The organism is Bradyrhizobium sp. USDA 4503 (genome assembly GCF_054055815.1).
The window spans coordinates 7,158,851-7,182,897 of the sequence record NZ_JBSRXS010000001.1; the positions used below are offsets into that span (position 1 = coordinate 7,158,851).

The 24,047-nt window shown below is 64.6% G+C and carries 24 protein-coding genes and 1 riboswitch; of the genes, 9 read left to right on the top strand and 15 right to left on the bottom strand.

The window, feature by feature from the left end:
• Nucleotides 1-2: 2 nt before the first annotated feature.
• The 6 genes from ACVMIH_RS34115 to uvrC all read right to left on the bottom strand — a co-directional run bounded on the left by ACVMIH_RS34115 (nucleotide 3) and on the right by uvrC (nucleotide 6,229).
• Entirely contained in the window at nucleotides 3-1,415 is a 1,413-nt protein-coding gene (locus ACVMIH_RS34115) for an EAL domain-containing protein (protein WP_057016627.1), read from the bottom strand.
• A 164-nt stretch (nucleotides 1,416-1,579) separates the two neighbouring features.
• Nucleotides 1,580-2,539, bottom strand: a complete 960-nt coding sequence (gene prmB / locus ACVMIH_RS34120; protein WP_456853142.1) for a 50S ribosomal protein L3 N(5)-glutamine methyltransferase — start codon at nucleotides 2,537-2,539, stop codon at nucleotides 1,580-1,582.
• Nucleotides 2,539-3,006, bottom strand: coding sequence for a molybdenum cofactor biosynthesis protein MoaE (locus ACVMIH_RS34125; RefSeq protein ID WP_076825543.1), 468 nt, complete (start codon nucleotides 3,004-3,006; stop codon nucleotides 2,539-2,541). Before ACVMIH_RS34125 ends, prmB begins: the two co-directional genes overlap by 1 nt.
• 67 nt (nucleotides 3,007-3,073) lie before the next feature.
• On the bottom strand, nucleotides 3,074-3,325 hold the full coding sequence (moaD, locus tag ACVMIH_RS34130; RefSeq protein WP_028333074.1) for a molybdopterin converting factor subunit 1: 252 nt from the start codon (nucleotides 3,323-3,325) through the stop codon (nucleotides 3,074-3,076).
• Entirely contained in the window at nucleotides 3,322-3,936 is a 615-nt protein-coding gene (gene pgsA, locus ACVMIH_RS34135) for a CDP-diacylglycerol--glycerol-3-phosphate 3-phosphatidyltransferase (protein ID WP_057016624.1), read from the bottom strand. The genes moaD and pgsA overlap by 4 nt, the downstream gene beginning before the upstream one ends.
• A gap of 193 nt (nucleotides 3,937-4,129) precedes the next feature.
• Nucleotides 4,130-6,229, bottom strand: a complete 2,100-nt coding sequence (gene uvrC / locus ACVMIH_RS34140) for an excinuclease ABC subunit UvrC (protein ID WP_456864774.1) — start codon at nucleotides 6,227-6,229, stop codon at nucleotides 4,130-4,132.
• Nucleotides 6,230-6,495: 266 nt separating this feature from the next.
• Here uvrC and ACVMIH_RS34145 point away from each other — a divergent pair, with 266 nt between their 5' ends.
• Complete coding sequence (locus ACVMIH_RS34145; protein ID WP_456864776.1) at nucleotides 6,496-7,119, top strand: outer membrane protein; 624 nt, start codon at nucleotides 6,496-6,498, stop codon at nucleotides 7,117-7,119.
• Between the two features lie 273 nt (nucleotides 7,120-7,392).
• Here ACVMIH_RS34145 and ACVMIH_RS34150 read toward each other — a convergent pair whose 3' ends face one another.
• The 4 genes from ACVMIH_RS34150 to ACVMIH_RS34165 form a co-directional block, all read right to left on the bottom strand.
• Complete coding sequence (locus ACVMIH_RS34150; RefSeq protein WP_016844477.1) at nucleotides 7,393-7,605, bottom strand: cold-shock protein; 213 nt, start codon at nucleotides 7,603-7,605, stop codon at nucleotides 7,393-7,395.
• Between the two features lie 261 nt (nucleotides 7,606-7,866).
• A complete protein-coding gene (locus ACVMIH_RS34155; protein WP_076825539.1) occupies nucleotides 7,867-8,727 on the bottom strand; it encodes a 23S rRNA (adenine(2030)-N(6))-methyltransferase RlmJ in 861 nt (286 codons plus the stop codon).
• 235 nt (nucleotides 8,728-8,962) lie between these two features.
• Nucleotides 8,963-9,649 carry a ribonuclease T2 family protein gene (locus ACVMIH_RS34160; protein WP_057016621.1) on the bottom strand — a complete coding sequence of 229 codons (687 nt, stop codon included), beginning with the start codon at nucleotides 9,647-9,649 and terminating at the stop codon, nucleotides 8,963-8,965.
• Nucleotides 9,650-9,763: 114 nt separating this feature from the next.
• A complete protein-coding gene (locus ACVMIH_RS34165; RefSeq protein WP_057016620.1) occupies nucleotides 9,764-10,240 on the bottom strand; it encodes a hypothetical protein in 477 nt (158 codons plus the stop codon).
• A 166-nt stretch (nucleotides 10,241-10,406) separates the two neighbouring features.
• On the opposite strand from ACVMIH_RS34165, the gene ACVMIH_RS34170 reads away from it, so the two are divergent.
• From ACVMIH_RS34170 to ACVMIH_RS34180, 3 genes are all read left to right on the top strand, one after another.
• A complete protein-coding gene (locus ACVMIH_RS34170) occupies nucleotides 10,407-10,706 on the top strand; it encodes a hypothetical protein (protein WP_028341043.1) in 300 nt (99 codons plus the stop codon).
• 43 nt (nucleotides 10,707-10,749) lie between these two features.
• Nucleotides 10,750-11,280: a DUF3617 domain-containing protein gene (locus ACVMIH_RS34175; RefSeq protein ID WP_057016619.1), complete on the top strand. Its 531-nt coding sequence runs from the start codon at nucleotides 10,750-10,752 to the stop codon at nucleotides 11,278-11,280.
• An 889-nt stretch (nucleotides 11,281-12,169) separates the two neighbouring features.
• Entirely contained in the window at nucleotides 12,170-14,305 is a 2,136-nt protein-coding gene (locus ACVMIH_RS34180) for a TonB-dependent siderophore receptor (protein WP_456864778.1), read from the top strand.
• Nucleotide 14,306: 1 nt separating this feature from the next.
• On the opposite strand, the gene ACVMIH_RS34185 is transcribed toward ACVMIH_RS34180, so the two are convergent.
• From ACVMIH_RS34185 to ACVMIH_RS34195, 3 genes are all read right to left on the bottom strand, one after another.
• On the bottom strand, nucleotides 14,307-15,692 hold the full coding sequence (locus tag ACVMIH_RS34185) for an ATP-binding protein (protein WP_028333083.1): 1,386 nt from the start codon (nucleotides 15,690-15,692) through the stop codon (nucleotides 14,307-14,309).
• A 113-nt stretch (nucleotides 15,693-15,805) separates the two neighbouring features.
• Nucleotides 15,806-16,510, bottom strand: a complete 705-nt coding sequence (locus ACVMIH_RS34190) for a response regulator (RefSeq protein ID WP_038377300.1) — start codon at nucleotides 16,508-16,510, stop codon at nucleotides 15,806-15,808.
• 19 nt (nucleotides 16,511-16,529) lie between these two features.
• Nucleotides 16,530-17,078 (bottom strand): MarR family winged helix-turn-helix transcriptional regulator, encoded by a 549-nt coding sequence (locus ACVMIH_RS34195; protein ID WP_038375766.1) that lies wholly within the window; start codon nucleotides 17,076-17,078, stop codon nucleotides 16,530-16,532.
• A gap of 330 nt (nucleotides 17,079-17,408) precedes the next feature.
• Here ACVMIH_RS34195 and ACVMIH_RS34200 point away from each other — a divergent pair, with 330 nt between their 5' ends.
• The 4 genes from ACVMIH_RS34200 to ACVMIH_RS34215 all read left to right on the top strand — a co-directional run bounded on the left by ACVMIH_RS34200 (nucleotide 17,409) and on the right by ACVMIH_RS34215 (nucleotide 21,121).
• Entirely contained in the window at nucleotides 17,409-18,488 is a 1,080-nt protein-coding gene (locus ACVMIH_RS34200) for a branched-chain amino acid aminotransferase (RefSeq protein ID WP_168856574.1), read from the top strand.
• Between the two features lie 269 nt (nucleotides 18,489-18,757).
• On the top strand, nucleotides 18,758-20,272 hold the full coding sequence (hisS, locus tag ACVMIH_RS34205) for a histidine--tRNA ligase (RefSeq protein WP_057016616.1): 1,515 nt from the start codon (nucleotides 18,758-18,760) through the stop codon (nucleotides 20,270-20,272).
• A 119-nt stretch (nucleotides 20,273-20,391) separates the two neighbouring features.
• Nucleotides 20,392-20,595, top strand: a complete 204-nt coding sequence (locus tag ACVMIH_RS34210; RefSeq protein ID WP_018269806.1) for a tautomerase family protein — start codon at nucleotides 20,392-20,394, stop codon at nucleotides 20,593-20,595.
• A gap of 115 nt (nucleotides 20,596-20,710) precedes the next feature.
• A complete protein-coding gene (locus ACVMIH_RS34215; protein ID WP_057016658.1) occupies nucleotides 20,711-21,121 on the top strand; it encodes a thioesterase family protein in 411 nt (136 codons plus the stop codon).
• A gap of 123 nt (nucleotides 21,122-21,244) precedes the next feature.
• On the opposite strand, the gene proC is transcribed toward ACVMIH_RS34215, so the two are convergent.
• Nucleotides 21,245-22,075 carry a pyrroline-5-carboxylate reductase gene (gene proC, locus ACVMIH_RS34220; RefSeq protein WP_057016615.1) on the bottom strand — a complete coding sequence of 277 codons (831 nt, stop codon included), beginning with the start codon at nucleotides 22,073-22,075 and terminating at the stop codon, nucleotides 21,245-21,247.
• A 179-nt stretch (nucleotides 22,076-22,254) separates the two neighbouring features.
• Nucleotides 22,255-22,755 carry a type III secretion system chaperone family protein gene (locus tag ACVMIH_RS34225; protein WP_016844492.1) on the bottom strand — a complete coding sequence of 167 codons (501 nt, stop codon included), beginning with the start codon at nucleotides 22,753-22,755 and terminating at the stop codon, nucleotides 22,255-22,257.
• A 441-nt stretch (nucleotides 22,756-23,196) separates the two neighbouring features.
• A riboswitch (FMN riboswitch) is annotated at nucleotides 23,197-23,350 on the top strand.
• A gap of 78 nt (nucleotides 23,351-23,428) precedes the next feature.
• On the opposite strand from ACVMIH_RS34225, the gene ACVMIH_RS34230 reads away from it, so the two are divergent.
• Nucleotides 23,429-24,010, top strand: a complete 582-nt coding sequence (locus ACVMIH_RS34230; RefSeq protein WP_057016614.1) for a 6,7-dimethyl-8-ribityllumazine synthase — start codon at nucleotides 23,429-23,431, stop codon at nucleotides 24,008-24,010.
• The last annotated feature ends 37 nt before the right edge of the window (nucleotides 24,011-24,047 follow it).

The window sequence follows — 24,047 nt, forward strand, 5'->3', positions numbered from 1 at the left end:
GGCTAATTTGGACCGAGGGCGCGGCGCGCCAGCGCGGCGCTGCCGGTCGCGCGCGGCGGAGCTGCGGGGCTGGAGACAGGGGCTGAAGTGCTGGCGCCATTAAGATCCTGGGGGTTGGTCTGCGGAGCCTCGGCGGTAGCAGATGCCCCCTCCGGCCGCAACGGCCGCGGCGGCGCGAACAGGAACCCCTGGCCGAACCGGACATCGTAGTCGAGCAGATCGACCACCGAGCGTTCGCCCTCGATCCGTTCGGCGATCAGGTCGATGCCGTAGCGGCCGAGCAGGTCGGACAGATCGGACGGATGGATATCGGTGCTCGCGATCTGCCTGGCGTCGAGCAGCAGCGCCGCCGGCACCTTGATGAAGCGGACGCCGCGATCGGCGAGCTCGCGCGGCTCGAGGCGAAGGTCGCTGACATGGTCGATCGAGAACCGGTAGCCGCGCTGTGCCAGCGCCGCGAGGTTCTCGCTCTCGGTCCCGCCGAGATTGCGGAAGGTCGCCTGCTTGAACTCGAGCACGAAGGACGGCGCCAGCGCGCGGTTGGCCTCGAGGAAGTCGAGACACTGGGTGAAATGCGCCTGGTTGGACAGCGTCGCCGCCGAGACGTTGCAGAACACGCCGACATCCTTGCTGCGGATCATCAGGCGGCGCAGCACCTGGACGCAGCGAAGCATCACCATGTGATCGATGCGGCCGATCAGGCCGCCGGCCTCGGCCGCCTCGATGAAATCCTCGGCGGCCAGCACCTGGTCGCGCTCGTCGCGCAGCCGCGTCACCGCCTCGTAGTAGCGCACCTTGCGCTGCGGCAGCGTCACCATCGGCTGCAGGTAGATGTCGAGGCGGTTCTCGTCGATGGCCTGCTTGATCGCGCCGATCAGCTGGGTCTGGCTGCGCGAGACCTCCGGCGGAGCCGCAGGTGGCGGCGGAGGCGCAACCACGACGGTCGGCGCCGTCGCAACCCGTTGCAGCACATCGTCACGCGGGGACGCGACGGGCTGCATCGCCGGAGCCGCCGCCAGCAGATCCTCATGATGCGCGACGGATGCCGCGAGCTGCCGCACCAGTCCGCCGAGTTCGCTGATCTCGCCGGCCATGCCCTGCATCCGGTCGGCGCCGGTGGAGTTGGCCGAGGCGACGCGGCCTTCGACCGCGGCCAGCCGGCGGCCGAATTCGGCGACCTGGCGGGCAAGGTCGGCGGTGCCGCGCGACAGATCCGCGATCTGGCCGCCGACGTCGCTGCGGTCACGCAGCCGCATCGAGACCGCGTTGTAGAGGATCAGGCAGGTGAGGGCGGTGAGCGCCACGATCGCCGATTCCGATCCGCTGATGCCCGCCACCGAATACAGCACGAAGCCGAGCGAGGCTGCGACCAGCACCATGCAGATGGCGATGAAGATCGTCGAAATGCGAATCATGTCGCGCGCCCGCGCCCTCTGTCCGAACGTCCCCGGACCGCGACCTTAGCACCATTGTTGATTCGACGGGCCAGAGATCTTCGGAACCGGCTGGAACTGCACACGATTTTCGTTTCGCCGGGGTCGGGCTCCGTAAAGCGCCGGAGCCGGCGGCGGCACGCCGGTCAGAGGTCCGCGGCAGCGATCCAGAACACCTCGCCCTCGGAGTCCTCGGTGTCGAGCCAGAGCAGCGGCAGGTTCGGATAGGCGGCCTCGAGATTGTCGCGGCCGCGGCCGATCTCGCAGAGCAGCCCGCCCTGCGGGGTCAGATGTTGCCTCGCCTCATCGAGCAGGCGGCGGACGATGTCGAGCCCGTCGGCGCCGCCATCGAACGCGATCTTCGGCTCGGCACGGCACTCGCGCGGCAACGCCGCCATGCCTTCGGCGTCGACATAGGGCGGGTTCGAGATGATGAGATCGTATCTGCTGCCGCCGAGCGGCTTGAACAGGTCGCCGCGATGCAGCGTCAGGCGACCGTCGAGGCCGTGGTCGGCGACGTTGCGCGCGGCGACCTCGAGCGCATCCTTTGAAATATCGACGGCATCGACTGCGGCGTTGGGGAAATGCCGGGCGGCCAGGATCGCGAGGCAGCCGGAGCCGGTGCAGAGGTCGAGCACGCGTTCGACCTCCTCGGGATCGCCGAGCAGCGAGGTGCCGTCCTCGTCGCCGCCGAAATGCGAATCCAGCAATTCGCCGATGAAGGAGCGCGGCACGATTGTGCGCTCGTCGACATAGAACGGCAGGCCGCGCATATAGACCTTGTTGACGAGATAGGCGGCCGGCTTCCGCGTCGCGATCCGGCGCTCGATCAGGTCGAGGATCTGCTTGCCTTCGGCCACGGTGACGCGCGCGGTGGCGAAGTTCTCGAACTGATCGGGATGCAGGTGCAGCGTTTCGCAGATCAGGAACGCGGCCTCGGCCACCGGATCGGTGGTGCCGTGCGCGAACACGAGCTTCGCCGCGTTGAAGCGGCTCGTCGCATAGCGCAGGAAATCAAACAGGGTCTGCAGCTCGCCGGCGCCGACTTTCGGCGCTTTCGGCACGGCGGGGCTGCGCCTGGCCGGCACTTTGCTGCGCTTGGCCATCAGGATTTGGTCCAGCGCGCGGCGGCCGCGTCGTCATGACCCTGCGCCTCGATCCAGCTCGCGCCGCGCGCGCTTTCCTCGCGCTTCCAGAACGGTGCGCTGGTCTTCAGATAGTCCATCAGGAACTCGGCGGCCTCGAACGCGGCCTGCCGGTGCGCCGAGGCGGTCACGACCAGCACGATGTTCTCGCCCGGCGCGATGCGGCCGAAGCGATGGATGATGGTGAGGCCCTGCAACGGCCAGCGCGCCAGCGCCTCGTCGGCGTGGCGTCCAATCTCGGCTTCCGCCATGCCCGGATAATGTTCGAGCGTCAGCGCCGCGATCGGCTCGCCCTGCTCGCTGCCGCGGCAGATGCCGCTGAAGCTGACGACCGCGCCGACATCGGTGCGGCCCCTGCTCAAGGCCGCGATCTCCTGCGCGACGTCGAAGTCGGCTTGCTGGATACGGATGGTCGCTGCGACGGTCATGTGGACTTCTTTGCTTGACGCGTTTTCTTCACGCGAACCGGTACCCACTTCGCTCGAAAACGCTATCCTAGCCGCCGGTCATTGGTGGAAAGAACGCGATCTCGCGGGCGCCGGAGATCGCCGCGTCCGATTTGACATGGGCGTGGTCGATCGCGGCGCGGATCACCGTCGGCTTCTCGAAGGCATAGGCGTAGGCATCGTCGCGCGCCGCAAGCCAGCCGATCAGGTCGCCGACGGTGCGCACCTCAGCCGGCGGCTCGACGATCTCTTCAGCCTTGCCGACGCGTTCACGCACCCATGCGAAATATTTCAGCTTCATCCCTCATCCTCCTTGATGAGGTGATGGATGCCGGCACGGAAGTAATCCCAGCCGGTGTAGATCGTGAAGATAGCCGACATCCAGAGCAGCACGATGCCGATCAGGGTGGTGGCCGGGAAGACCTGCTCGCCCGCTTCGCCGGCAATCAGAAAGCCGATCGCCACCAGCTGGATCGTCGTCTTCCATTTCGCCAGCTTGGTGACGGGAACGCTGACCCTGAGCCCTGCGAGATATTCGCGCAGGCCCGAGACCAGGATCTCGCGGCACAGGATCACGATCGCCGCCCACAGCGTCCAGCCATGGATCGAATTGTCGGCGGCCAGCATCAGAAGGCTGGAGGCGACCAGGAGCTTGTCGGCGATCGGATCGAGCATCCGGCCGAAGGCGGACTGCTGGTCCCAGATCCGGGCATAATAGCCGTCGAGATAGTCGGTGATTCCCGCCGCAATGAACACGGCCAGCGCCACCCAGCGCAGCCACAACGGGCCGTCCAGGATCGATTGCCAGTAGACGCAGCCGATCACCACCGGGATCGCGGCGATCCGGGCGTAGGTCAGGATATTCGGAAGGGACATGGTCTTGGTCTGTCCCCGGGTCGTGGCGATGTTCATCCGTTCTACCAATACCGCTGAAGCGAGAAGGTCAACCGTGCGGAGGCGTCAAGCGCGACCAGATTGCGCTGCATCGTCATAGCGCCTTAGCTCGTTGTTTAAGCATGATCTTTTCGGATAACTGCCTCACACTTTTCCGCATCATGCCCTAGATGCCCTGTCGCAGCCGACGCCCTGATGACTCGCCTTTGGTTTAACCCGGCTGGGCGTGGAAAAACTCGAAAATCTTGCGGGCACTCTCGGCGCTGACGCCGGGAACCTTGCCGAGGTCGGCGATCGAGGCCCGCTCGATCTCCTTGAGCGTTCCGAAGTGGTGCAGCAGGGCACGCTTGCGGGACGGGCCGATGCCCGGGATCTCCTGCAGTCCGGCCTCGCGGATGTCCTTCTTGCGCAGCTTGCGGTGCGAGCCGATCACGAAGCGGTGGGCCTCGTCGCGCAGCCGCTGGATGAAATAGAGCACCGGGTCCCGCGGCTCCAGCTTGATGGCCTCGCGGTCGGGCATGAACAGGGTTTCGCGCCCGGCATCGCGCTCCGGACCCTTGGCCACCGCCATCAGCGAGACCTCGGTCAGACCGAGATTCTGGAAGATCTCCCGGACCGCGTTGAGCTGGCCGCGGCCGCCGTCGATGATGACGAGGTCGGGCCATTGCGGGAACGAATCGTCATCCGCTTTCGTCTTGGCTGCGGCCTCGCCCTCCGGCGGCTTCAGCAACCGCTTGAAGCGGCGTTCCAGCACCTCGCGCATCATTCCGTAATCGTCGCCCGGCGTCAGCCCTTCGGACTTGATGTTGAACTTGCGGTACTGGTTCTTCATGAACCCGTCGGGTCCCGCCACGATCATCGCGCCGACCGCGTTGGTGCCCTGGATGTGGCTGTTGTCGTAGACCTCGATCCGCTTGGGTGTGTGCGGCAGGCCGAGCGTCGAGACCATGCCCTCCAGCAGCCGGCTTTGCGTCGCGGTATCGGCGAGCTTGCGGCCGAGCGCCTCGCGCGCGTTGGTGAGGGCGTGGCCGATCAGCTCCTTCTTCTCGCCGCGCTTCGGCACGGTGACCTCGACCTTGGATCCGGCCTTGACCGACAGCGCGTCGGCGAGCAACGCGCTTTCCTCGATCTCGTGCGAGAGCAGGATCAGCTTCGGCGGCGGCTTGTCGTCGTAGAATTGCGCGAGGAACGAGGACAGCACCTCCTCGGGCGTGAAGCTCTTCTCGGCCTTCGGGAAATAGGCGCGGTTGCCCCAGTTCTGGCCGGTGCGGAAGAAGAACACCTCGACGCAGGAGTAGCCGCCCTCCTGGTGGATTGCGAACACATCGGCCTCTTCGACCGTGCGCGGATTGATGCCCTGCTGCGACTGGATCGCCGACAGCGCCGCGAGACGGTCGCGGTACAGCGCCGCGGTTTCGAACTCGAGCTCGCCGGAGGCTTTCTCCATCTCGGCCGCGAGCAGCTCCTTCACGGCGTGGCTGCGGCCGGAGAGGAATTCGGTCGCCTCGCGCACCAGTTCGCTATAGCCGGGGAAGTCGATCTCGCGCGTGCAGGGACCGGCGCAGCGCTTGATCTGATAGAGCAGGCAGGGCCGGCTGCGGCTTTCGAAGAAGCCGTCGGTGCAGGAGCGGATCAGAAACGCGCGCTGCAGCGCCGTGATAGTGCGGTTGACTGCGCCTGCGTTGGCGAACGGGCCGAAATAGCGCCCGGGCCGCGACTGCGCGCCGCGATGCTTGAGGATCTGCGGCGCCCAATGGTCGCCGGTGATCAGAATATAGGGAAACGACTTGTCGTCGCGCAGCTGCACATTGAAGCGCGGACGGAGCTGCTTGATCAGATTGGCTTCGAGCAGCAGCGCCTCGGTCTCGGTCATGGTCGAGACGATCTCGACCTGCGTGGTCGCCGCGATCATGCGCAGGATCCGCGCCGGCAGCGGCGCGTTGGCCCGCGCATAGGACGACAGCCGCTTTTTGACGTTCTTCGCCTTGCCGACATAGAGCACGTCGTTGGCGGCGTTGAGCATGCGGTAGACGCCGGGCGAGGTCGGGGCGAGGCGGACCGCGTTCTCGATCGCGGCATGCCCGACCGAGAGCGTGCCCTCGGCGACCGCCTCGGCGGCGTCCTCCGAAGTCTCGGGCAGGCGCGCCTCGTCCTCCTCCTCGGCGGCGGAGGTTTCGGGATCGACGTCACTTGTATCGAGCGTCAGATCGTCCTGCGGCAGGTCGGACTTCGAACCGCGCCGTGGTTTGGGGGCAGCCTTGGAGTCAACCTTGGGGGCCGGCGTCGGGCGCTCGGGAGAATCGTGAACCATGGGCCGTAAACTAAGTGCTTGGGCGAGCGGTCGCCAGCGTTGACGGCACCTACAAAAAGCACCTCGATTGCAGGAGGTTACCGGCCCCGCACGGGCGCCGGGAGGGGGTGCGTAACACCTTGTTAAGACTGATGAGCGGGCCGGTAACCGGGCTTAACAGCCCTTTAACTTAAAACTCTCGATAAACCTTAGCGAAAAAAGTGGAATTCCGTAACCACGCCGGCCCTCGCCGGCGGGCTGCGGCAGTTGCGTTCTGGAGAGTACCAATGACCCGGTTTGTTGCGCGTGCGCTGGCACTGATCGTTGCAGGCTGGACGACCTCGGCCGCGTCGGCCGACCTCAATTACGGATCGCCCTATACCGTCTATCAGCCGCTCAATGCCTATAGCTGGGCCGGCCCCTATCTCGGCGGCAATGTCGGCTATGGCTGGGGCTCGGTGGAGAACAACCCGACCAAGCCGTCTGGTTTCGTCGGCGGTGTACAGGCCGGCTACAACTTCCAGAACGGCTCCCCCTGGGTGTTCGGTATCGAGGCCGATATCCAGGGCACCACAGCCGACGACCGGTTCGCGCCGTGGAAGTTCTCCAACCCGTGGTTCGGCACGGTGCGCGGCCGCGCCGGCTATGCGGTCAACAACGTGCTGTTCTACGCGACCGGCGGTCTCGCCTTCGGCGAACTGCGCGGCGAGACGTTCGGCATCGCGGAGAGCCACACCAATGCGGGCTTCACCGTCGGTGCCGGCGCCGAAATGGGCTTTGCCCCGCACTGGAGCGCCAAGATCGAGTATCTCTACGTCGACCTTGCCAACAGCAATTTCACGATCACCGGTGGCGTGTCGAACGGCTACAGCTTCAGCCTGGTTCGCGCCGGCATCAACTATCACTTCTGAGAACAAGAAAACGTCGACCATCAACTCCCGGCCGCGCCTAGCGCGGCCGGGTTTTTCTTTGTGTTGATGATCTCAACGTCGCGCATGCGACATGCATGCCGCGGCGTGCGCGAATCCAATCGGTGGGCCGCACGTGTGGGATATGCGGCTCCGCCGGTCGCGTCCGCATCATGCAGGTGGTCATCCAGCGAGCGCCAGCCACGCGCTCGGCAGCCAACTCACACGCAACGCCTCATTCGGTGTTCATTCCAAGCCGCGCATCGCGAGCGCTCGTCATGAGACCACCAGGTTGACCGCCTTCGGGCCCTTGCCCTTCTTGTCGGGCTCAACCTCGAACGTAATGCGTTGTCCTTCAGTCAGGTCCTTCAATCCTGCACGCTCGACAGCTGTGATGTGAACGAACACATCGCGGCCGCCATCATCAGGCTTGATGAAGCCGTAGCCACGCTCTCCGTTGAAGAACTTGACTGTCCCAGTCATGGCCATCGGGAAACTCCTCCCCCGTATTGCTCCACCGCTACGCGCACGCCGCGTAGCGGTTGACCGACATTCGCTTGTCGGAAGCTTGGCCACCTGAACAGGCCGGCGTCACGCCGCCGGTCTGCCTGGATTTATTTCGGCCTTGTCACTCCGCCGCAACCATTCGCGGAAGCGGAACGTAAAGCCAGTCGTAACAGGATGAGCATAATACGGTTCCGCGCAAATTGCCTATGCTCAAAATTGAACTTTTCAGTAGGAGGTTGTCGATCATGGTTTAGGCGTCTCGAGTCTGAAGCGTCCCGCGCCGCCTTGACCGAGCGGCTTCTCGAGTTCGGGCAGGATGACCTTCAACTCATTCGCCAGCGTCCACGGCGGATTCACCAGCAAAAGCCCTGTGGAAACGAGGCCTGCGCCTGCTTCTTGCGGTGCCACACTGAATTCCAATCGCAGGCATTTGCCGGCGGGCCGGCTGCTTGCTGCTGCAGCAGCCACACTGCGCGTTAGCTCATCGGTGGCTCTCCGGGTTTTTACGGGGTACCACAAAAGATACGAGCCGGTCGGCCACTTCGCGTACGCTTCCGTGAAAGCACTGGCCAGCCGCTCGAACTCGTCCTTCGCTTCGAACGGCGGATCGATCAGCACCAGGCCGCGCCGTTCGTTCGGCGGCACGAATGCGGGCAGCGCCATCCAGCCGTCGAGATCGACGACGCGCGCTTGCGCGTCGCGTCGCAGCGCGTCGATCAGTTGTTTGCGCGCCGACGGTTCGATCTCGCAGGCGGTGAGGCGATCTTGCGGACGCAGCAGCGCCCGCGCGATCAACGGCGAACCAGGATAGGCTTTCAGCTCGCCTTTCGGATTGAATGCTCTGACGATGTCGAGATAGGGCGCGATCAGCGGCAATGCCTGGTCGGAGAGCCGCGCCTGCATCAGCCGCGCGATGCCGGTGAGCCATTCGCCGCCGCGCTGCGCTTCGCTCGACGTCAAATCATAGAGACCGGCGCCGGCATGGGTGTCGATGACGCGGAACGGCGCCGGCTTGTCCTGCAGATAGGTGAGCATGCGCACCAGCACGATGTGCTTGATGACGTCGGCAAAGCTGCCGGCATGAAAGGCGTGACGGTAGTTCATGTGATGATCGTGCTGCGCTCCCAAAGGGTGCGCATGTTGTACTCGTCATGCCCGGGCTTGTCCCGGCCTTCGCTAAAGCTTCGGCGGGGGTAACGTCCGAGCTCGGCGAAGCCTTGGCGTAGCCGGGGCTCCCGGGCATCTGCGCCTTATCTTGCTTGTTTCGCGATGGCGCAGGTGGCCGGGACATGCTGCGCGACGACGCGCAGCGCGGGTCTGCCGGCCATGACCCAGAGTTTCAGCCGCCGCGAACCGGCGGCATCAGCACCTGATCGCGGCGGCAGGCGCGGCGGTCGATTTCCTCGCAGGAGCGGAATTGCAGATCCTTGCTGAGGCAGATCCGCACCTCGCTGAGCCGCTTGCTGTCGCAGGTCACCGAGATCGCGGAGTTGCTGAGGCCCGGATTGACCTTGATGAATGCCGTCTCCAGCTCGTCGGGCGCGACCGTCTTCGGCTCCGACAATTGCAGGAATTCCTCGGGGATCTTCACCGTGGCGCGGGCCTTGCGGATGGCTTCGAAATAGGCGCGCTCGCCGAGACCGGAGCAGGTGCCGTGCTTGTCCCACTCGTTGTAGATCAGCCCGGGCGCCGGCATCAGGTCGAGCATCGAGCTCATGATGCTGCGGGCGAGTCGCGGCGAAGGCCGCTGGCAGTATTCCGGAAAGCCCCGCTCATATTGCGGCCACAGGCCGTGCACCACGAAGGAATAGGGCCGTCCGCCGCATTGCGCCTGCGTGCCGCGGCCGTTGTTGCCGCGCTCGCTCGCCGCCTCGCAGAACGAGGGCGACCACGACAGCGACAGCACATAGAAATCGAACTCACCGGGCGCATTCTGGCGGCGATCCTGGGCCGACGCCCCGACCGCACCGCACAGAATAATGGCAACCGAAATCAAAAATCGGGAAATCGTGTCCAACCGAGGCATCAAAACGCTCCCTCACTCGACCGCCCAGAGCCTAGCAGGCCGCGAGAACATTTCAAGAACAAAAAGCCGCCGTCCAAATGGCGGCGGCTCCTGCTTTAGCAATCTGGTCGGAGATCAGGGCCGCGCGGCCTTGCAGGACGGGTTATAGGTCCAGTTGCGGTCGAGCCCCGCGACGCACCATTCGACGCCCTGATTGATGCTGGCAAAGCCGCCGTCCTCGATGATCGAATAGTGCACCTTGCGCACTTTGCCGTCGCTCAGCATCGCCTCGCCCGTGCAATAACGGCGCGGGATATTGTCGGACTGCCAGGGGCGGAAGGCGGTTTCGTGAATCCCGTTGAAGCCGGTGATCACGAGCGGCGAATTCCAGAAGGTGGCTTCCTTTTCCTGGAATTGCGTGCTGATGACTGTCAGGGCCTTCTCGCATGGGGCCACATTGCCGTCATAGCGCGGGCCGGACAGCCAGAAGTTCATTTCGAGCGGATTGGCGGCTTGGGCCGTACCCCCGAAAGCCAGCAGGCCGACCACGAGTGCGGCGCCGAGGCCGAGCTTGCGGCCGAGTTTATTGCGGGAGTTGAACAGGTTGCGCATGGGAATCCACCCGATTATCCGATGCCGCGGACGGTGCCGCGAAGCCCCGGCAAGGTCAAGTGCAGGGCGGCAACACCTGCGGAGAAGTCCACTTTGGGGAGCCGGCTCGTTCTTTTCACGGTCGCCGGCGCACTCTATGTTGGCTCGAAGCGAAATGGAGTCTGCGATGCGAAGGAAATTGGCCGCGTGCCTGGTTGCCGTTTGCGGGATGCTGGCCGTTGTGCCGGCGCGGGCGGATTGGATGCAGCCGGTACCGCCGTTCAAGGGCAATGATACCGGCGGTATCATCGCCTATACGCTGGCGACCCAGAGCGACGCCCGGCAACTCGCAGTCGATCACTGCGCCTCCTACGGCAAGGTGGTTAAGTTCCTTGCGATGCAGAACTATCCGGGCGGCTACATCTCTTTCGCCTGTCGCTGGGTGCCCTATGGCGCAGCCCAGAGGCCGCTGCGCACGCTCTACTGAGCGCGCACCGGATCTTTCGATCGTTCAGCCGGGAGCCGACCGCATGACCCGACAGCTTGCCTTGCTTGGTTCGGCTGTGTGCCTTGTCCTGTCCGCTGGCGCCGCAAGTGCCGTCGACCTGCCGATCCGCAAGGCCGGTCTGTGGGAGATGAAGATGGTGCGCACCGGCGGGCCGATGCCCGAAATCACCATGCAGCACTGCACCGACGAGACCACCGACAAGGAGATGAGCGCGGCGGCCTCGCCGATGGCCAAGGAAGTCTGCTCGAAGCAGGATATCAAGAAGACCGCGACCGGCTATGTCAGCGACAGCGTCTGCAGCGTCGCCGGCATGACGATGCAGAGCCATGCCGAGATCGTCGGCGATTTCAATTCCGCCTACACGGTGAAGAGCACCTCGCATGCCGAGGGCGGCGCGGCCGGCTCGCGCGACACCACGATGACCATCGAGGCGAAATGGCTCGGCGCCTGCAAGAGCGACCAGAAGGCCGGCGACATCATCATGCCCGGCGGCATGAAGATGAACGTCAAGGACATGGAAAAGCTGAAGGGCCTCATGCCCAAGCAGAAGTAGCGCGCAGCGCATCCGGCTGTTGCCGGGCGCCCGAATGCATCGCCTCGCATGCTGAGAGGCTGCGCAGCTTGCACCACCATCACTTCGAGTAGCTCGCGACAAAATTGCAAAGCAATCTTGCGCTGAGGCGATGTGCAATCCATCCGATACTTCCCGTCACCAGGGCTATCGCATATGCCCCTTGGCGACCGCGCAAGTGCTTGGCCTCGTGGTTCGAGACGCGCCGCAAGAGGCGCTCCTCACCATGAGGGTCTACTATTGTGCCGCAGAACAAGACCTCATCCTGAGGAGCCCGCCGAATGGCGGGCGTCTCGAAGGATGGCCACGAGCACGCCGCCACGAAAAGCGATAGCCTTTGCGCGGAGATGACGGTTCACCGCGTTCGTGTGCTCCTCGGCGCGTGATGACGTCGACGGGATGCAACGTCATTGAATGATCGCCGCGTACCTCGCGTTCGAGAGACTCTCTGCGAGAGACGACGCGCATCGCATTCGTCGTGTCGAAAGCCTGACGCGCCAACATGTCGTTTTGAATCGTTCCAGTGATGCGCATCTTGAATCACTCCAGTGTTGCGCTTCGTTGCTGCTTCCATCGATTCTATTTTGCGCGTGTGGAATTTCGATCATCCCGCCGATAGAAGTCCGCCCCAATCGATGTCGGCCTTGTCGCAAACGCGACTCGATCGATGTCGGCGTAAGGCAATGTGGGGATTTGTTCGGTGGGAATGGCTTCGTTGCGGAGCAAGCGCGGCTTGCTCGCATCAACGGCTGCGATCAATGCGGCGCTACTCGGTTCGGTCATACTTGTGCCAATGGGTGCAGACGTCGCCAGCGCTCAGGCGCAGACAAGTCCTCCGCAGAGCAATGTCAGCGAACTTCCCGCAGTGACGGTGGATGAACCTGGCGCCGCAAGGAAGCGCGGTGCCGTCGTTTCAAGCCAGAACACCAGGACTTCGCGCGCGGTCGCGGCGAACCGGCGCCGCAGTGCCGCGGCGCCCGCCCGGAGCCAGGCTCCGCGGTCGCAAGGCACAGGAGGCGCGATCGGTACGACCACGGGGTACGTCGCAACCGCGAGCACGGCCGGCACCAAGACCAGCACAGCGCTGATCGAAACGCCGCAGTCGCTTTCGGTCGTCACGCAAAAGGAGCTAAGGGATCGCAACGTTCAGACGCTCAAGGACGCCGTCAGCTACACGCCCGGCGTGACGACCACGGCGTTCGGCTATGATCCAAGGTTCGATAGTTTCTACATCCGTGGCTTCGACGCGACCTATACAGGGATCTATCGCGACGGCCTGCGCCAGGGCGGCGGCAACTTCGCAATTCCCAAGATCGAACCCTACGGTCTCGACAGCGTGTCGATCCTCCGCGGACCAGCCTCGGGCCTCTATGGCCTCGGCTCTCCGGGAGGCATCGTGGATGTCACGACCAAGCGGCCGCCGTTGACGGCATTCGGTGAGGTGCAGCTGCAGGGCGGCACCTACGACCGTTACCAGGGCAGTTTCGATGTCGGTGGTCCGGTGCCCGGCAGCGATCAGCTGTACTACCGGCTGACGGGCCTGCTTCGCGACGCAAAGACCTGGTACCCCGGCAACGACGACGATCGCGCCTATATCGCGCCGGCGCTGACCTGGCGGCCCGACGCCGACACGTCCTTCACCATCCTGAGCGAATATCAAAGCAGCCGAACCGCCGCGAGCATCGGCAACTTCCGCACGCCTGACGGACAGTTGACCAACATCTATTCGAATGATCCGGCGTTCAGCGCGATGGATCAGAAGCAATATCGCATCGGCTACGCGTTCGAGCACAATGTCGACGACGTGTGGACGGTGCGGCAGAACTTCCGCTTCTACCAGGTCGACGTCGACGCGAAATACACCCAGATCGATTCAATCGACAGCAGCACCAATCTGGCGTCGCGGTCCGCGTGGCGGATCCTGGACAGCTTCAACACGGTGACGCTCGACAATCAGGCCGAGGCCAAGTTCATGCTCGGCGCGATCAAGAATACCGTGCTGTTCGGCGTCGACTACGGTCACTCCTACTACAACGACAAGATCGGTTACGGCCCGGCGCCCGATCTCAATCTCCTGACCATGAACTACGGCGCCCAGGCCATCGCGACGCCGGCATTCTCGATCTTCAACAAGCAGTCGACCGACGAGGTCGGTGTCTATGCGCAGGAGCAGGCCAAGCTCGGAGCCTTTATTCTGACGCTCAACGGCCGCCAGAGCTGGGTGTCGCAGACCACGACCGCGGGTCTCGACGGCGTGCCGTCAACGCAGAAGGCGACCGCCTTCACGGGCCGTGCGGGCCTGAGCTACGTCTTCGACAACGGCATTGCGCCCTATATCAGCTACGCGACGGCATTCGCCCCGCAGGTCGGCGTCGACGCATCCGGATTGCCGTTCAGGCCGACCACCGGCGAGCAGAAGGAAGTGGGCATCAAGTACCAGATGCCGAACGTTCCGGTGCTGTTGACCGCCGCGGTGTTCGACATCACGCAGGACAATGTGCTGCGTACCGATCCGAACAACATGGCATTCCAGGCAGCGACCGGGCAGGTCGAATCCAAGGGTGTGGAGCTCGAGGCGAAGCTCGCGCTCAAGCAGGGATTTGATCTCACCGCCGCCTACACCCATCTCAACGTCGTGATCACGCAGGGCAATCCCGATACGACCGGCAATGAGTTCTCCGGCATTCCGGGGAATTCCTTCGCCGCCTTCGGCAAGTATACGTTCCAGTCCGGCGTGCCCGTCGAAGGCCTCGGGCTTGGTCTCGGCGTGCGTTATATCGGCACGAACTTCGGCAACGACCAGAACACGTTCCAGAACGCTGCGACGACGTTGTTCGACGCGGTGATCGATTACGATCTGGGCAAGCTGGACCGCCGCTTCCTCGGCGCCACGATGCGCGTCAACGCCACCAATCTGTTCGATACGCACTACCAGACCTGCCAGTCCGGTTACTGTTATGCCGGCGAACGGCGACAGGTCATCGGCACCTTATCCTACCGCTGGTAGGTTACACCGGCACCCGCACGACGGCGCGCAGGCCGCCCATCGGACTTTCGCTGAGCATGATGTCTCCGCCATGCGAGCGGGCGATGTCGCGGGCGATCGCAAGCCCGAGCCCGGTGCCGCCTTCGTCCTGGTTGCGGGCATCGTCGAGCCGCAGGAACGGCTTGAACACTTCCTCGCGCATGTCGGCGGGGATGCCCGGCCCGTCGTCGTCGACCGTGACGTTGAGATAGCGATGGTCGCGATGGCCGGTGATCGAGATCGTGTTGGCGTGGCGCGCCGCGTTGGAGACGAGGTTGGCGAGACAGCGCTTGAACGAGGCCGGCTTCACCGTGACGACGGGCAGGCCGTGGAATGCAACGGTTGCGGTGTGGCCGTGGCGCTCGGCGTCGCTGCGCAATTCCTCCAGCGCCAACGCCATGTCGGTCGGCTGCGCGACCTCGCCGGAATCGCCGCGCGCGAAGGCAAGGTAGTCCTCCAGCATCATCGACATCTCGTCGACGTCCTTACGCATCGCGTCGATCTCGGGGCCTTCGCCGATCAGGGCAAGCTCGAGCTTGAACCGGGTCAGGATGGTGCGCAGATCATGCGATACACCGGCGAGCATCGCGGTGCGCTGCTCGATCGAACGTTCGACGCGCGCCTTCATCTCGATGAAGGCCTGCGCCGCGCGCCGCACCTCGCGCGCGCCGCGTGGCCGGAAGTTCGGCGCCTCGCGGCCCTTGCCGAAACTTTCGGCGGCGTCGGCGAGCCGCAGGATCGGCTTGATCTGGTTGCGCAGGAACAGCACGGCGACGATCAGGAGGATCGTCGAGGTGCCGAGCATCCAGAAGATGAAGATCTCCGAATTGGAGGCGTAGGCCGCGCTGCGCTGGGCGAAGATCCGCATCACCGAATCGTCGAGCTGCACGCGGATCTCGACCAAATTGGATTTACCGACGGTGTCGATCCAGAACGGGCGGCTGATCTGGCGGCCGAGCTGCACCGACAGCGTCTGGTCGAGCAGCGAGAAGAACGGCTTCGGCCCCGGCGGCGGCATGTCGCCGGCGGGAAGGAAGTCGACCACCAGCTGCAGTTTCTGGGCGATGCGGCGAAGCTGCGCGCGGTCCTTGTCCTGCGGGTAGCTCTTGTAGACGTCGATCAGCGCGGCAATATCGGACACCACCGCGGCCGACAGGCGCCGCGTCACCGTGTTCCAGTGCCGCTCCATGAACACGAACGCTACCACGGTCTGCAGGATCACCATCGGCACGATCATGATCAACAGCGCGCGGGCATAGAGGCCGGTCGGCATCCAGCTCTTGAACGCATTGCCCATCCAGCCGTTCGCCTTCGAGACGCGCTGCGAGGCGTTGCGGATCAGGGTCAGGCCGGAGTCGAGCGTGCTCATGTTCGATACTTATAGAGCGATGGGATTTCGTAGCCCGGATGAGCGAAGCGATATCCGGGGCTTGCCAACCCCGCATATCGCTTCGCTCATGCGGGCTACTTTCTGGGTCATGCTCAGGGCGAAGCCACCAGGCGATAGCCGATGCCGCGCACCGCCTGCAGAAACAGCGGATTGGCAGGATCGTGCTCGATCTTGCGGCGCAGGCGGTTGATCTGCACGTCGACCGCGCGTTCGTTGACGGTGCCGCCGGAGGTCAACTCGGCGCGCGGCACGGTCTCGCCGGGCGCGCTGGCGAGGATGCGCAGCATCTCGCGCTCGCGATCGGTGAGGTGGATGATCTCCTCGCCCTGACGCAGTTCGCTGCGCTCGATGTGGAAAATATAGGGGCCGAACGCGATCTGCTCGACGACCGCGACCTGCGGCGGCGCGGTGCGCTTGAGGATATTGCCGATCCGGAGTACCAGCTCGCGCGGCTCGAATGGCTTGGCGACATAATCGTCGGCGCCGATCTGCAGGCCCTCGATGCGGGCTTCCGCCTCGTGGCGGGCGGTCAGCATGATGATCGGCACCGTCGAGGAGCTGCGGATGAAGCGGGCGAGGTCGAAGCCGTTCTCGCCGGGCATCATCACGTCGAGGATCAGCAGGTCGAAATGCAGCCCGAGCAGCTTGGCGCGCGCATCGGTGGCGCTCATTGCCGTCGTGACCCGGTAGCCTTCGCCGGAGAGAAAGCGCGACAACAGGTCGCGAATGCGGCGGTCGTCGTCGACCAGCAGAAGATGCGGCGCGTCGTCGGCCGGCTCGACCGGCGCGCGCATCATGGTTGCAGCCTGCACCAGCTCACTCCCTCGTTTTCCTGCCGCCGCCGAAGATCGCTTCGAGCACCTTGTCGGGATCGTCGCGGTCGATCATCGCGCGGAGGAATTGGCGAACCGTCTCGACGCCGGCCGGATCGATGCCGGCGACCGCGCGGTTGATGCGGTCGGTCTGCAGCCCCGCGAGCTTGGCGACCAGCGCTTCGCCCTTCGGTGTGGCGTAGAGCAGGCGCTGCCGGCGGTCGTTGTTGCCGGTCTTCTGCACGATATAGCCCTCGTCCAGGAGCTGCTTGAGCACGCGCCCGAGCGACTGCTTGGTGATGCGCAGGACGTCGAGCAGGTCGGCGACCTTCAGCCCCGGATAGCGGGTAACGAAGTGGATGACGCGGTGGTGGGCGCGGCCGAAGCCGAACGCCTCCAGCTCCTGGTCGGCATCGCCGACAAAGTCGCGGTAGGCGAAGAACAACAGCTCGATGATATCCCAGCGCAGGTCGCGCGCCCCCGCCGCCGGGGCGTTGTCGTCTCCCTGCGAATCGGGCTTGGCAGCCATGCCTGAGAAATTTATGTCAGTCATATTGACGTATCTTGGGTTCAATGTTACAAAACTGCCTGTCACGACGAAACATTAGGTCGTTTTGTCCTCGACAGCGTTTCAGGCGGCCTGAACGAGCCTGCGAGGCGGTTTGGGCCGCAAATTGGACTACCGTGCGATTGTCGAGCGGCATTTCGGCAAACATACTGGACTTCAGCATTCCGCAAAAGCATGTCTAAACGGCATGTTGGCGATGGAAGCCGGCGGCGTGGCCGGCGGTGGTGAAGTTCGGGCCAGCCGAGCCTGATGGCTCCGGGGGAAACAGGCCGGCGCCGGGTATCGCGCCGGTTCCGACAGCGGAAAGCAAGAAAAATGACTTTGAAATTTGACATCCAGCCTTCGCCGAATGCGACGTCCGACAAGGATCGCGCGGCGAAGCTCGTGGACCCCGGCTTCGGCCGGGTCTTTACCGATCACATGGCGATCGTCCGCTACAGCCAGGGCAAGGGCTGGCACAGCGCCCGCGTCGAGGCCCGCGCGAATTTTCCGCTCGATCCGGCCGGCGCGGTGCTGCACTACGCCCAGGAAATTTTCGAAGGCCTCAAGGCCTACAAGCGCGACGACGGCGGCGTGAACCTGTTTCGGCCGGACGCCAATGCCCGCCGCTTCCATGATTCGGCCGAGCGCATGGCGATGGCGCCGTTGCCCGAGAATTTGTTCATCGATGCAGTCGAGCAGCTGGTGCGGATCGATCGCGCCTGGATCCCGGGCGGCGAGGGCAGTCTCTATCTGCGGCCCTTCATGATCGCGAGCGAGGTCTTCCTCGGCGTGAAGCCGTCGGCCGAATACATCTTCTCGGTCATCGCCTCGCCGGTCGGCTCCTATTTCAAGGGCGGCCCTGCGCCGGTGTCGATCTGGGTGTCGGAGAATTACACGCGCGCCGCGATCGGCGGCACCGGCGCCGTCAAGTGCGGCGGCAACTACGCCGCCAGCCTGCGCGCGCAGGCCGAGGCGATCGAACGGGGCTGCGACCAGGTCGTGTTCCTCGATGCGGTCGAGCGCCGCTACATCGAGGAGCTCGGCGGCATGAACGTGTTCTTCGCATTCGACGACGGCTCGCTGCTGACGCCGCCGCTCGGCACCATCCTGCCCGGCATCACCCGCGACTCGATCATCGCGCTTGCCAAGGATGCCGGCACGCGCGTGCGCGAGGAGCCCTATACGATCCAGCAATGGCGCGCTGACGCCGCCAGCGGCAAGCTGAAGGAGGCGTTCGCCTGCGGCACCGCGGCCGTCATTTCGCCGATCGGCAAGGTGTGCTCGGCGAGCGGCGACTTCCAGATCAGCGGCGGCGTGGCCGGCCCGGTCGCCATGGGCCTGCGCAAGAAGCTGGTCGACATCCAGTACGGTCGCACCAACGACCCGCATAACTGGATCAGGAACGTCGCCTGACTGGCGGTTTGGCGGACGTAAGGTAGGCACGCTCTCCGACTCCCTCGCCCCGCGCTTGCGGGGAGAGGGTGGGGTGAGGGGCTTCCTCTACATTGGGGCTCGCGGAGAGTCCCCCTCACCCGGAATTCAAGCTACGCTTGAATTCCGACCTCTCCCCGCAAGCGGGGCGAGGTAAGAGCGGCCGGATACCTTGCTCCGCGCCGCCTCGGCTGGTAACCCGGCGTTCTATTTGTAAGCTACCGCGGCTTACAGACCTTGCAGCGCATGACATGGCCGAGAAACCCAAGAAACCCCAGAAACTGAAGGCGCGCCTGCCGCGCGGGCTGGAAGATCGCGGCCCGGCCGCGATCAATGCCACGCGGGCGATGGTCGAGAAGATCCGCGCCGTCTACGAGCTCTACGGCTTCGAGCCGGTGGAGACGCCGGCGATGGAATACACCGACGCGCTCGGCAAGTTCCTGCCCGACCAGGACCGTCCCAACGAGGGCGTGTTCTCGTTCCAGGACGATGACGAGCAGTGGATCTCGCTGCGCTACGACCTCACCGCGCCGCTGGCGCGCTACGTCGCGGAAAACTTCGACGCGCTGCCGAAGCCTTATCGGTCGTATCGGTTTGGCTATGTCTTCCGCAACGAGAAGCCCGGTCCCGGCCGCTTCCGCCAGTTCATGCAGTTCGACGCCGACACGGTCGGCTCGGCGACGCCGGCGGCCGACGCCGAGATTTGCATGATGGCGGCCGACACGATGGAAGCGCTCGGCATTCCGCGCGGCTCCTATGTCGTGAAGGTGAACAACCGCAAGGTGCTCGACGGCGTGCTCGAGGCGATCGGCCTCGGCGGTGAGGAGAATGCGGGCCGCCGTCTCACGGTGCTGCGCGCGATCGACAAGCTGGACAAATTTCCCGCCGACGAGGTTCGCAAGCTGCTTGGTCCCGGACGATGGGATGGCGGCGAAGAAGGCAAGGGCGACTTTACCAAGGGCGCCGACCTGAGCCCCGCGGATGCCGATATCGTCCTGGCCGTCACGCAGCAGCGCGACGATTGGCGAGAGGCGATTGCTGCGGCGGAGACCTATCTGGCGAAGAGCGAAGTTGGTCAGGCCGGCGTGAGCGAGCTCGAGGAGATCGCCAAGCTGGTCGCGGCGTCCGGCTATGGCGCGGATCGCATCCGCATCGATCCCACCGTTGTTCGCGGCCTCGAATACTACACCGGCCCGGTCTACGAGGTTGAGCTGCTGCTCGACACCAAGGACGAGAAGGGGCGCCCGGTGCGATTCGGCTCGGTCGGTGGCGGTGGCCGCTATGACGGCCTGGTCTCGCGCTTCCGCGGCGAGCCGGTGCCGGCAACGGGCTTCTCGATCGGGGTGTCGCGCCTGCAGGCGGCGCTGACGATGCTCGGCGAGCTCGACACGCGGGCCGAGTTCGGCCCTGTCGTCGTCACCGTGTTCGACCGCGATCGTGTCGCCGACTACCAGAAGATGGTCGCGCAGTTGCGCCAGGCCGGCATCCGCGCCGAGCTCTATCTCGGCAATCCGAAGAACATGGGCAACCAGCTCAAATATGCCGATCGCCGCAACTCGCCCTGCGTGATCATCCAGGGCTCGGACGAGAAGGCGCGCGGCGAGGTGCAGATCAAGGATTTGATCGAAGGCGCCAAGGCCGCAGCTGCGATCGCCTCCAACCAGGAATGGCGTGAGACGCGTCCGGCGCAGTTCTCCTGCGCGGAGGCCGATCTGGTCGTCAGGGTCCGCGAGGTCCTGGCGCGGCATGACGTGGCGTGGGGATAGCCATTCGCTTGTGACGTCATGCCCGGCCTTGTGCCGGGCATCCACCTCTTGTTTGATGCGCGGCGACGTGAATGACCGGGAGGAGCCCGGCCATGGCGACAACAAGAGGGAGAGCAACAATGCCTGAGATCACCGTGAGCATGGCCGCCGGCCGCACCGACGAGCAGAAGCTCGGCATGATGCGCGACATCACCCAGGCGCTGGTGAAGAATCTCGGCGTCGATGCCGACGCGGTCGTGATCCAGATCAACGAAGCGCCGCTGCATCACAAGATGAAGGGCGGCAAGTCGTTCGTCGAGCGCGCGGCTGCGGCGAAGAAGTGACGCGCGAAAGCGCGTCATCGCGGGGCGCGCATTAGCGCGAGCCGGGGATCTCGATCAAAATCTCCAGATTCCGGGTTCACGCTTCGCGTGCCCCGGAATGACGAGCAAGGCATCCATGGACGCACGCGACTTCATCAGGATCGGCATGAGCGCCGAGCGCATGCTCGTGGTGCCGCCGGAGCGCACCGTCGGGCATTTCGTGCCGGGCATGCCGATGGTCTATGCGACGCCGATGATGATCCTCGAAATGGAGATGGCGTCGGGCGATGCCATTCGCGCCGCGCTGCAGCCCGGCTGGGTCACGGTCGGGACCGAGGTCGATATCCGCCATCTCGCCGCCGCGCTGGTCGGCGCCACCGTGCGGACGACCTCCAAAGTGATCGCGGTCGAGCGCCGCGTGATCCGCTTCGAGGTCGAGGCCTTTGAGGGCACGCGCAAGCTCGGCGAAGGCCGCCACGCCCGCGGTCTGATCAATGTCGAAAGCTTCAACAAGCGGCTGGCCGGGACGTCGGGTTCGGCGCAGTAGGCGGCCTGTGTCGTTGGTCCGGCGAACTCGTCATGCGCGGGCCTGACCCGCGCATCCATCAAGGAAGAAAGCGTCCTTGTTCGATGGATTGCCGGGTCAAGCCCGGCAATGACGGTGCATGCGCTACTTCGCCAATTCCCTTGAGCGCCTTGCCGCGGCGGCAATCGCGCGGGTCATCAGTGGCTGCATGCCGTCATTGGCCATCAGCACCTCGAGCGCCGCGGCGGTGGTGCCGCCGGGCGAGGTGACGTTCTGCCGCAGGGTCGCCGACGGCAGATCCGAGCGATGCAGCAATTCGCCGGAGCCGGCGATGGTCGCCCGCGCCAGCGTGGTCGCAAGCTGCTCGGGCAGGCCGGCCGCAACGCCGGCGCGCGCCAGCTCCTCGGCGAGCAGGAACACATAGGCAGGGCCCGAGCCGGAGACCGCGGTCACCGCGTCCATCAGGCTCTCATCGTCGACCCATTCGACGAGCCCGGTCGCTTTCAGCAGCGCATCGGTCATCGCGCGCTGCGCGGCGGTGACGCGCTTCGACGGTACAGCGACGGTGATGCCGCGGCCGATCGCTGCCGGCGTGTTCGGCATCGCGCGCACCACCGCGCCGCCGACAACCTCTTCCAGCGCTGACATGGTCGTGCCGGCCATGATCGAGACGACGAGTGTCGAGGGACCGACGAAGGATTTCAGTGCGGCGCCGGCGTCGCGGAACGATTGCGGCTTCACCGCGACGACAAGCGTGTCGACCGTGCCGAGATCCTTCGCCTGCGGATTGAGCCGCACGCCCTTTGCGGCAAGCGCGGAAATCTCCGGCGAGAGATGCGGGTCGATCACCGCGACGCGCTCGGGTGCAAGGCCCTGCGCGAGCCAGCCGGTCAGCATGGCGCCGCCCATCTTGCCCGCGCCCGCGAGCGCGATGGTGCCGGAAGTATTCGTCAGTGCGCTGCTGGATGTGCTCACAGGTGACTCCGCAAACTCTCACGTCGTCCCGGCGAAGGCCGGGACCCATAACCACAGGCGGTTCTAGTGAGGCACGCGATCAGCCACAAGCAGTTTGCTTAAGCCCAGGGGCCGCGGAATATGGGTCCCGGCCTTCGCCGGGACGACACCGAGCGTGTGGGAGCGCTGGAGCGAAACCCTTACGCCTCGCCCTCGGTATCGAACATCGCCGCGGCCATCGCCTCGGCGGTCGACTTGCCGGCCCACACCACGAACTGGAACGCCGGGTAGTAGCGCTCGCAGGCGTGGATTGCGTTGACCACCATGGCCTCGCACTGCGCGGTGGAGGCGGTGAGGCCGCCGGGCAGCACCAGCGCCTGACGGTGCATCACCATGCCGGTGTGGGTCCACAGATCGAAATGGCCGACCCACAATTGTTCGTTGATCGCGGCGACCAGCCGCTGCACCTCGGCGCGGCGCGCCTGCGGCATCTTCATGTCGAAGGCGCAGGCGAGATGCAGCGCCTCGATCTCGCCCATCCAGGTGAACGAGAGCTGATAATCGATCCAGTCTCCCTTGGAGACGATCGTCACCTCGTCTTCGCCGGAACGCTCGAACGCCCAGTTGTTGTCGGTGGCGATATCTTCGACCACCGCAAGCGGGTTATTCCGGGAATCGATAATGCTTTCGAGGAGGGACATGCCGTCTCGGACCTTGTTCTTATGATCGCTTGATACGCACACGGAAGCCGGCACTTGCGACATACTGCGTCGTGGCCGAGTGCAGTTCCTGATGCGGGCTTCCGGATGCCCCTGGACCTGACGCCGATGAAGTGATGTGATTTGCGGAATCCGCGCAACCGCACGCCGAGTCCGTCCACAGCCAAAGCGCGCATCGTCCACAGCTGATCTCCGCCACATCTGTGATTTTGAGAACAAATCGGAATCTAAGCGTTTGCGTAACGCTTTGTTAACCATTTGCCGGCGCTTCGCCGCGCCTGTGAATCAGCTGTCGGGCCCTCGCATCAACCTCGCAGAGCCGCAACGTGCTCATGGGGACATGCCGTTTCCCCATGCCAAAGGCCTTGCCCGGCTGTCGCGCTTTGGTCATATTTCGTCTCAGGCACGTCCATCCCGGGCGTGCCGAGTTCTCAGGGCGGGGTGAAAATCCCCACCGGCGGTAAGGGTGATGAGCCCAAGCCCGCGAGCGCCTTCCTCCGCGAAGCCGGGAGAAGGGTCAGCAGATTCGGTGCAATTCCGAAGCCGACGGTTACAGTCCGGATGAAAGAGAACGGTTGCGGCAGCCAACGCGATTTTCGCGTGGGCTCGTGTCGTTGTCCGTGTGCCCTGATTCTGGTCCTGAAAGAGGAAAGCCATGAATCAGATGTTGCAAGACCAAGACGTTCAAGCTTCTCAAGTCCAAACCCCCCAGGCAGAAAGCGCTCCCGATACGCCGGCCATTCCGCCGACGCCGGAGCATCCGCACTTCGCAAAGCCGCAGCGTGTTGCCTTCGTACAGTCGTCCTGGCATCGGGACGTGGTGGAAGAGTGCCGCATCTCCTTCCTGAAGGAGATCGAGGCGAGGCACATCACCAATGTCGATGTGTTCGAGGTGCCGGGCTCGTTCGAGATCCCGCTGCATGCCCAGCTGCTGGCGAAGACCCGCCGCTACACCGCGATCGTCGCGGCCGGGCTCGTCGTCGATGGCGGCATCTACCGCCACGAATTCGTCGCCGACACCGTGATCAAGGCGTTGATGGATGTGCAATTGCGCACCGAGGTGCCGGTGTTCTCGGCGGTGCTGACGCCGCAGCAATTCCACGAGACCGAGGTGCATTACGAGTTCTTCCGCAAGCACTTCGTCATCAAGGGGATCGAGGTCGCGGAAGCCTGCGCCAACACGCTGCTCAGCCTCGAGCGTCTGCGCGGCCAGGTCGCGGCGGGGATTCCCGGCTAGCATCGGCGGAAAAGCGATTCCGGCATGCGTGCCGGGA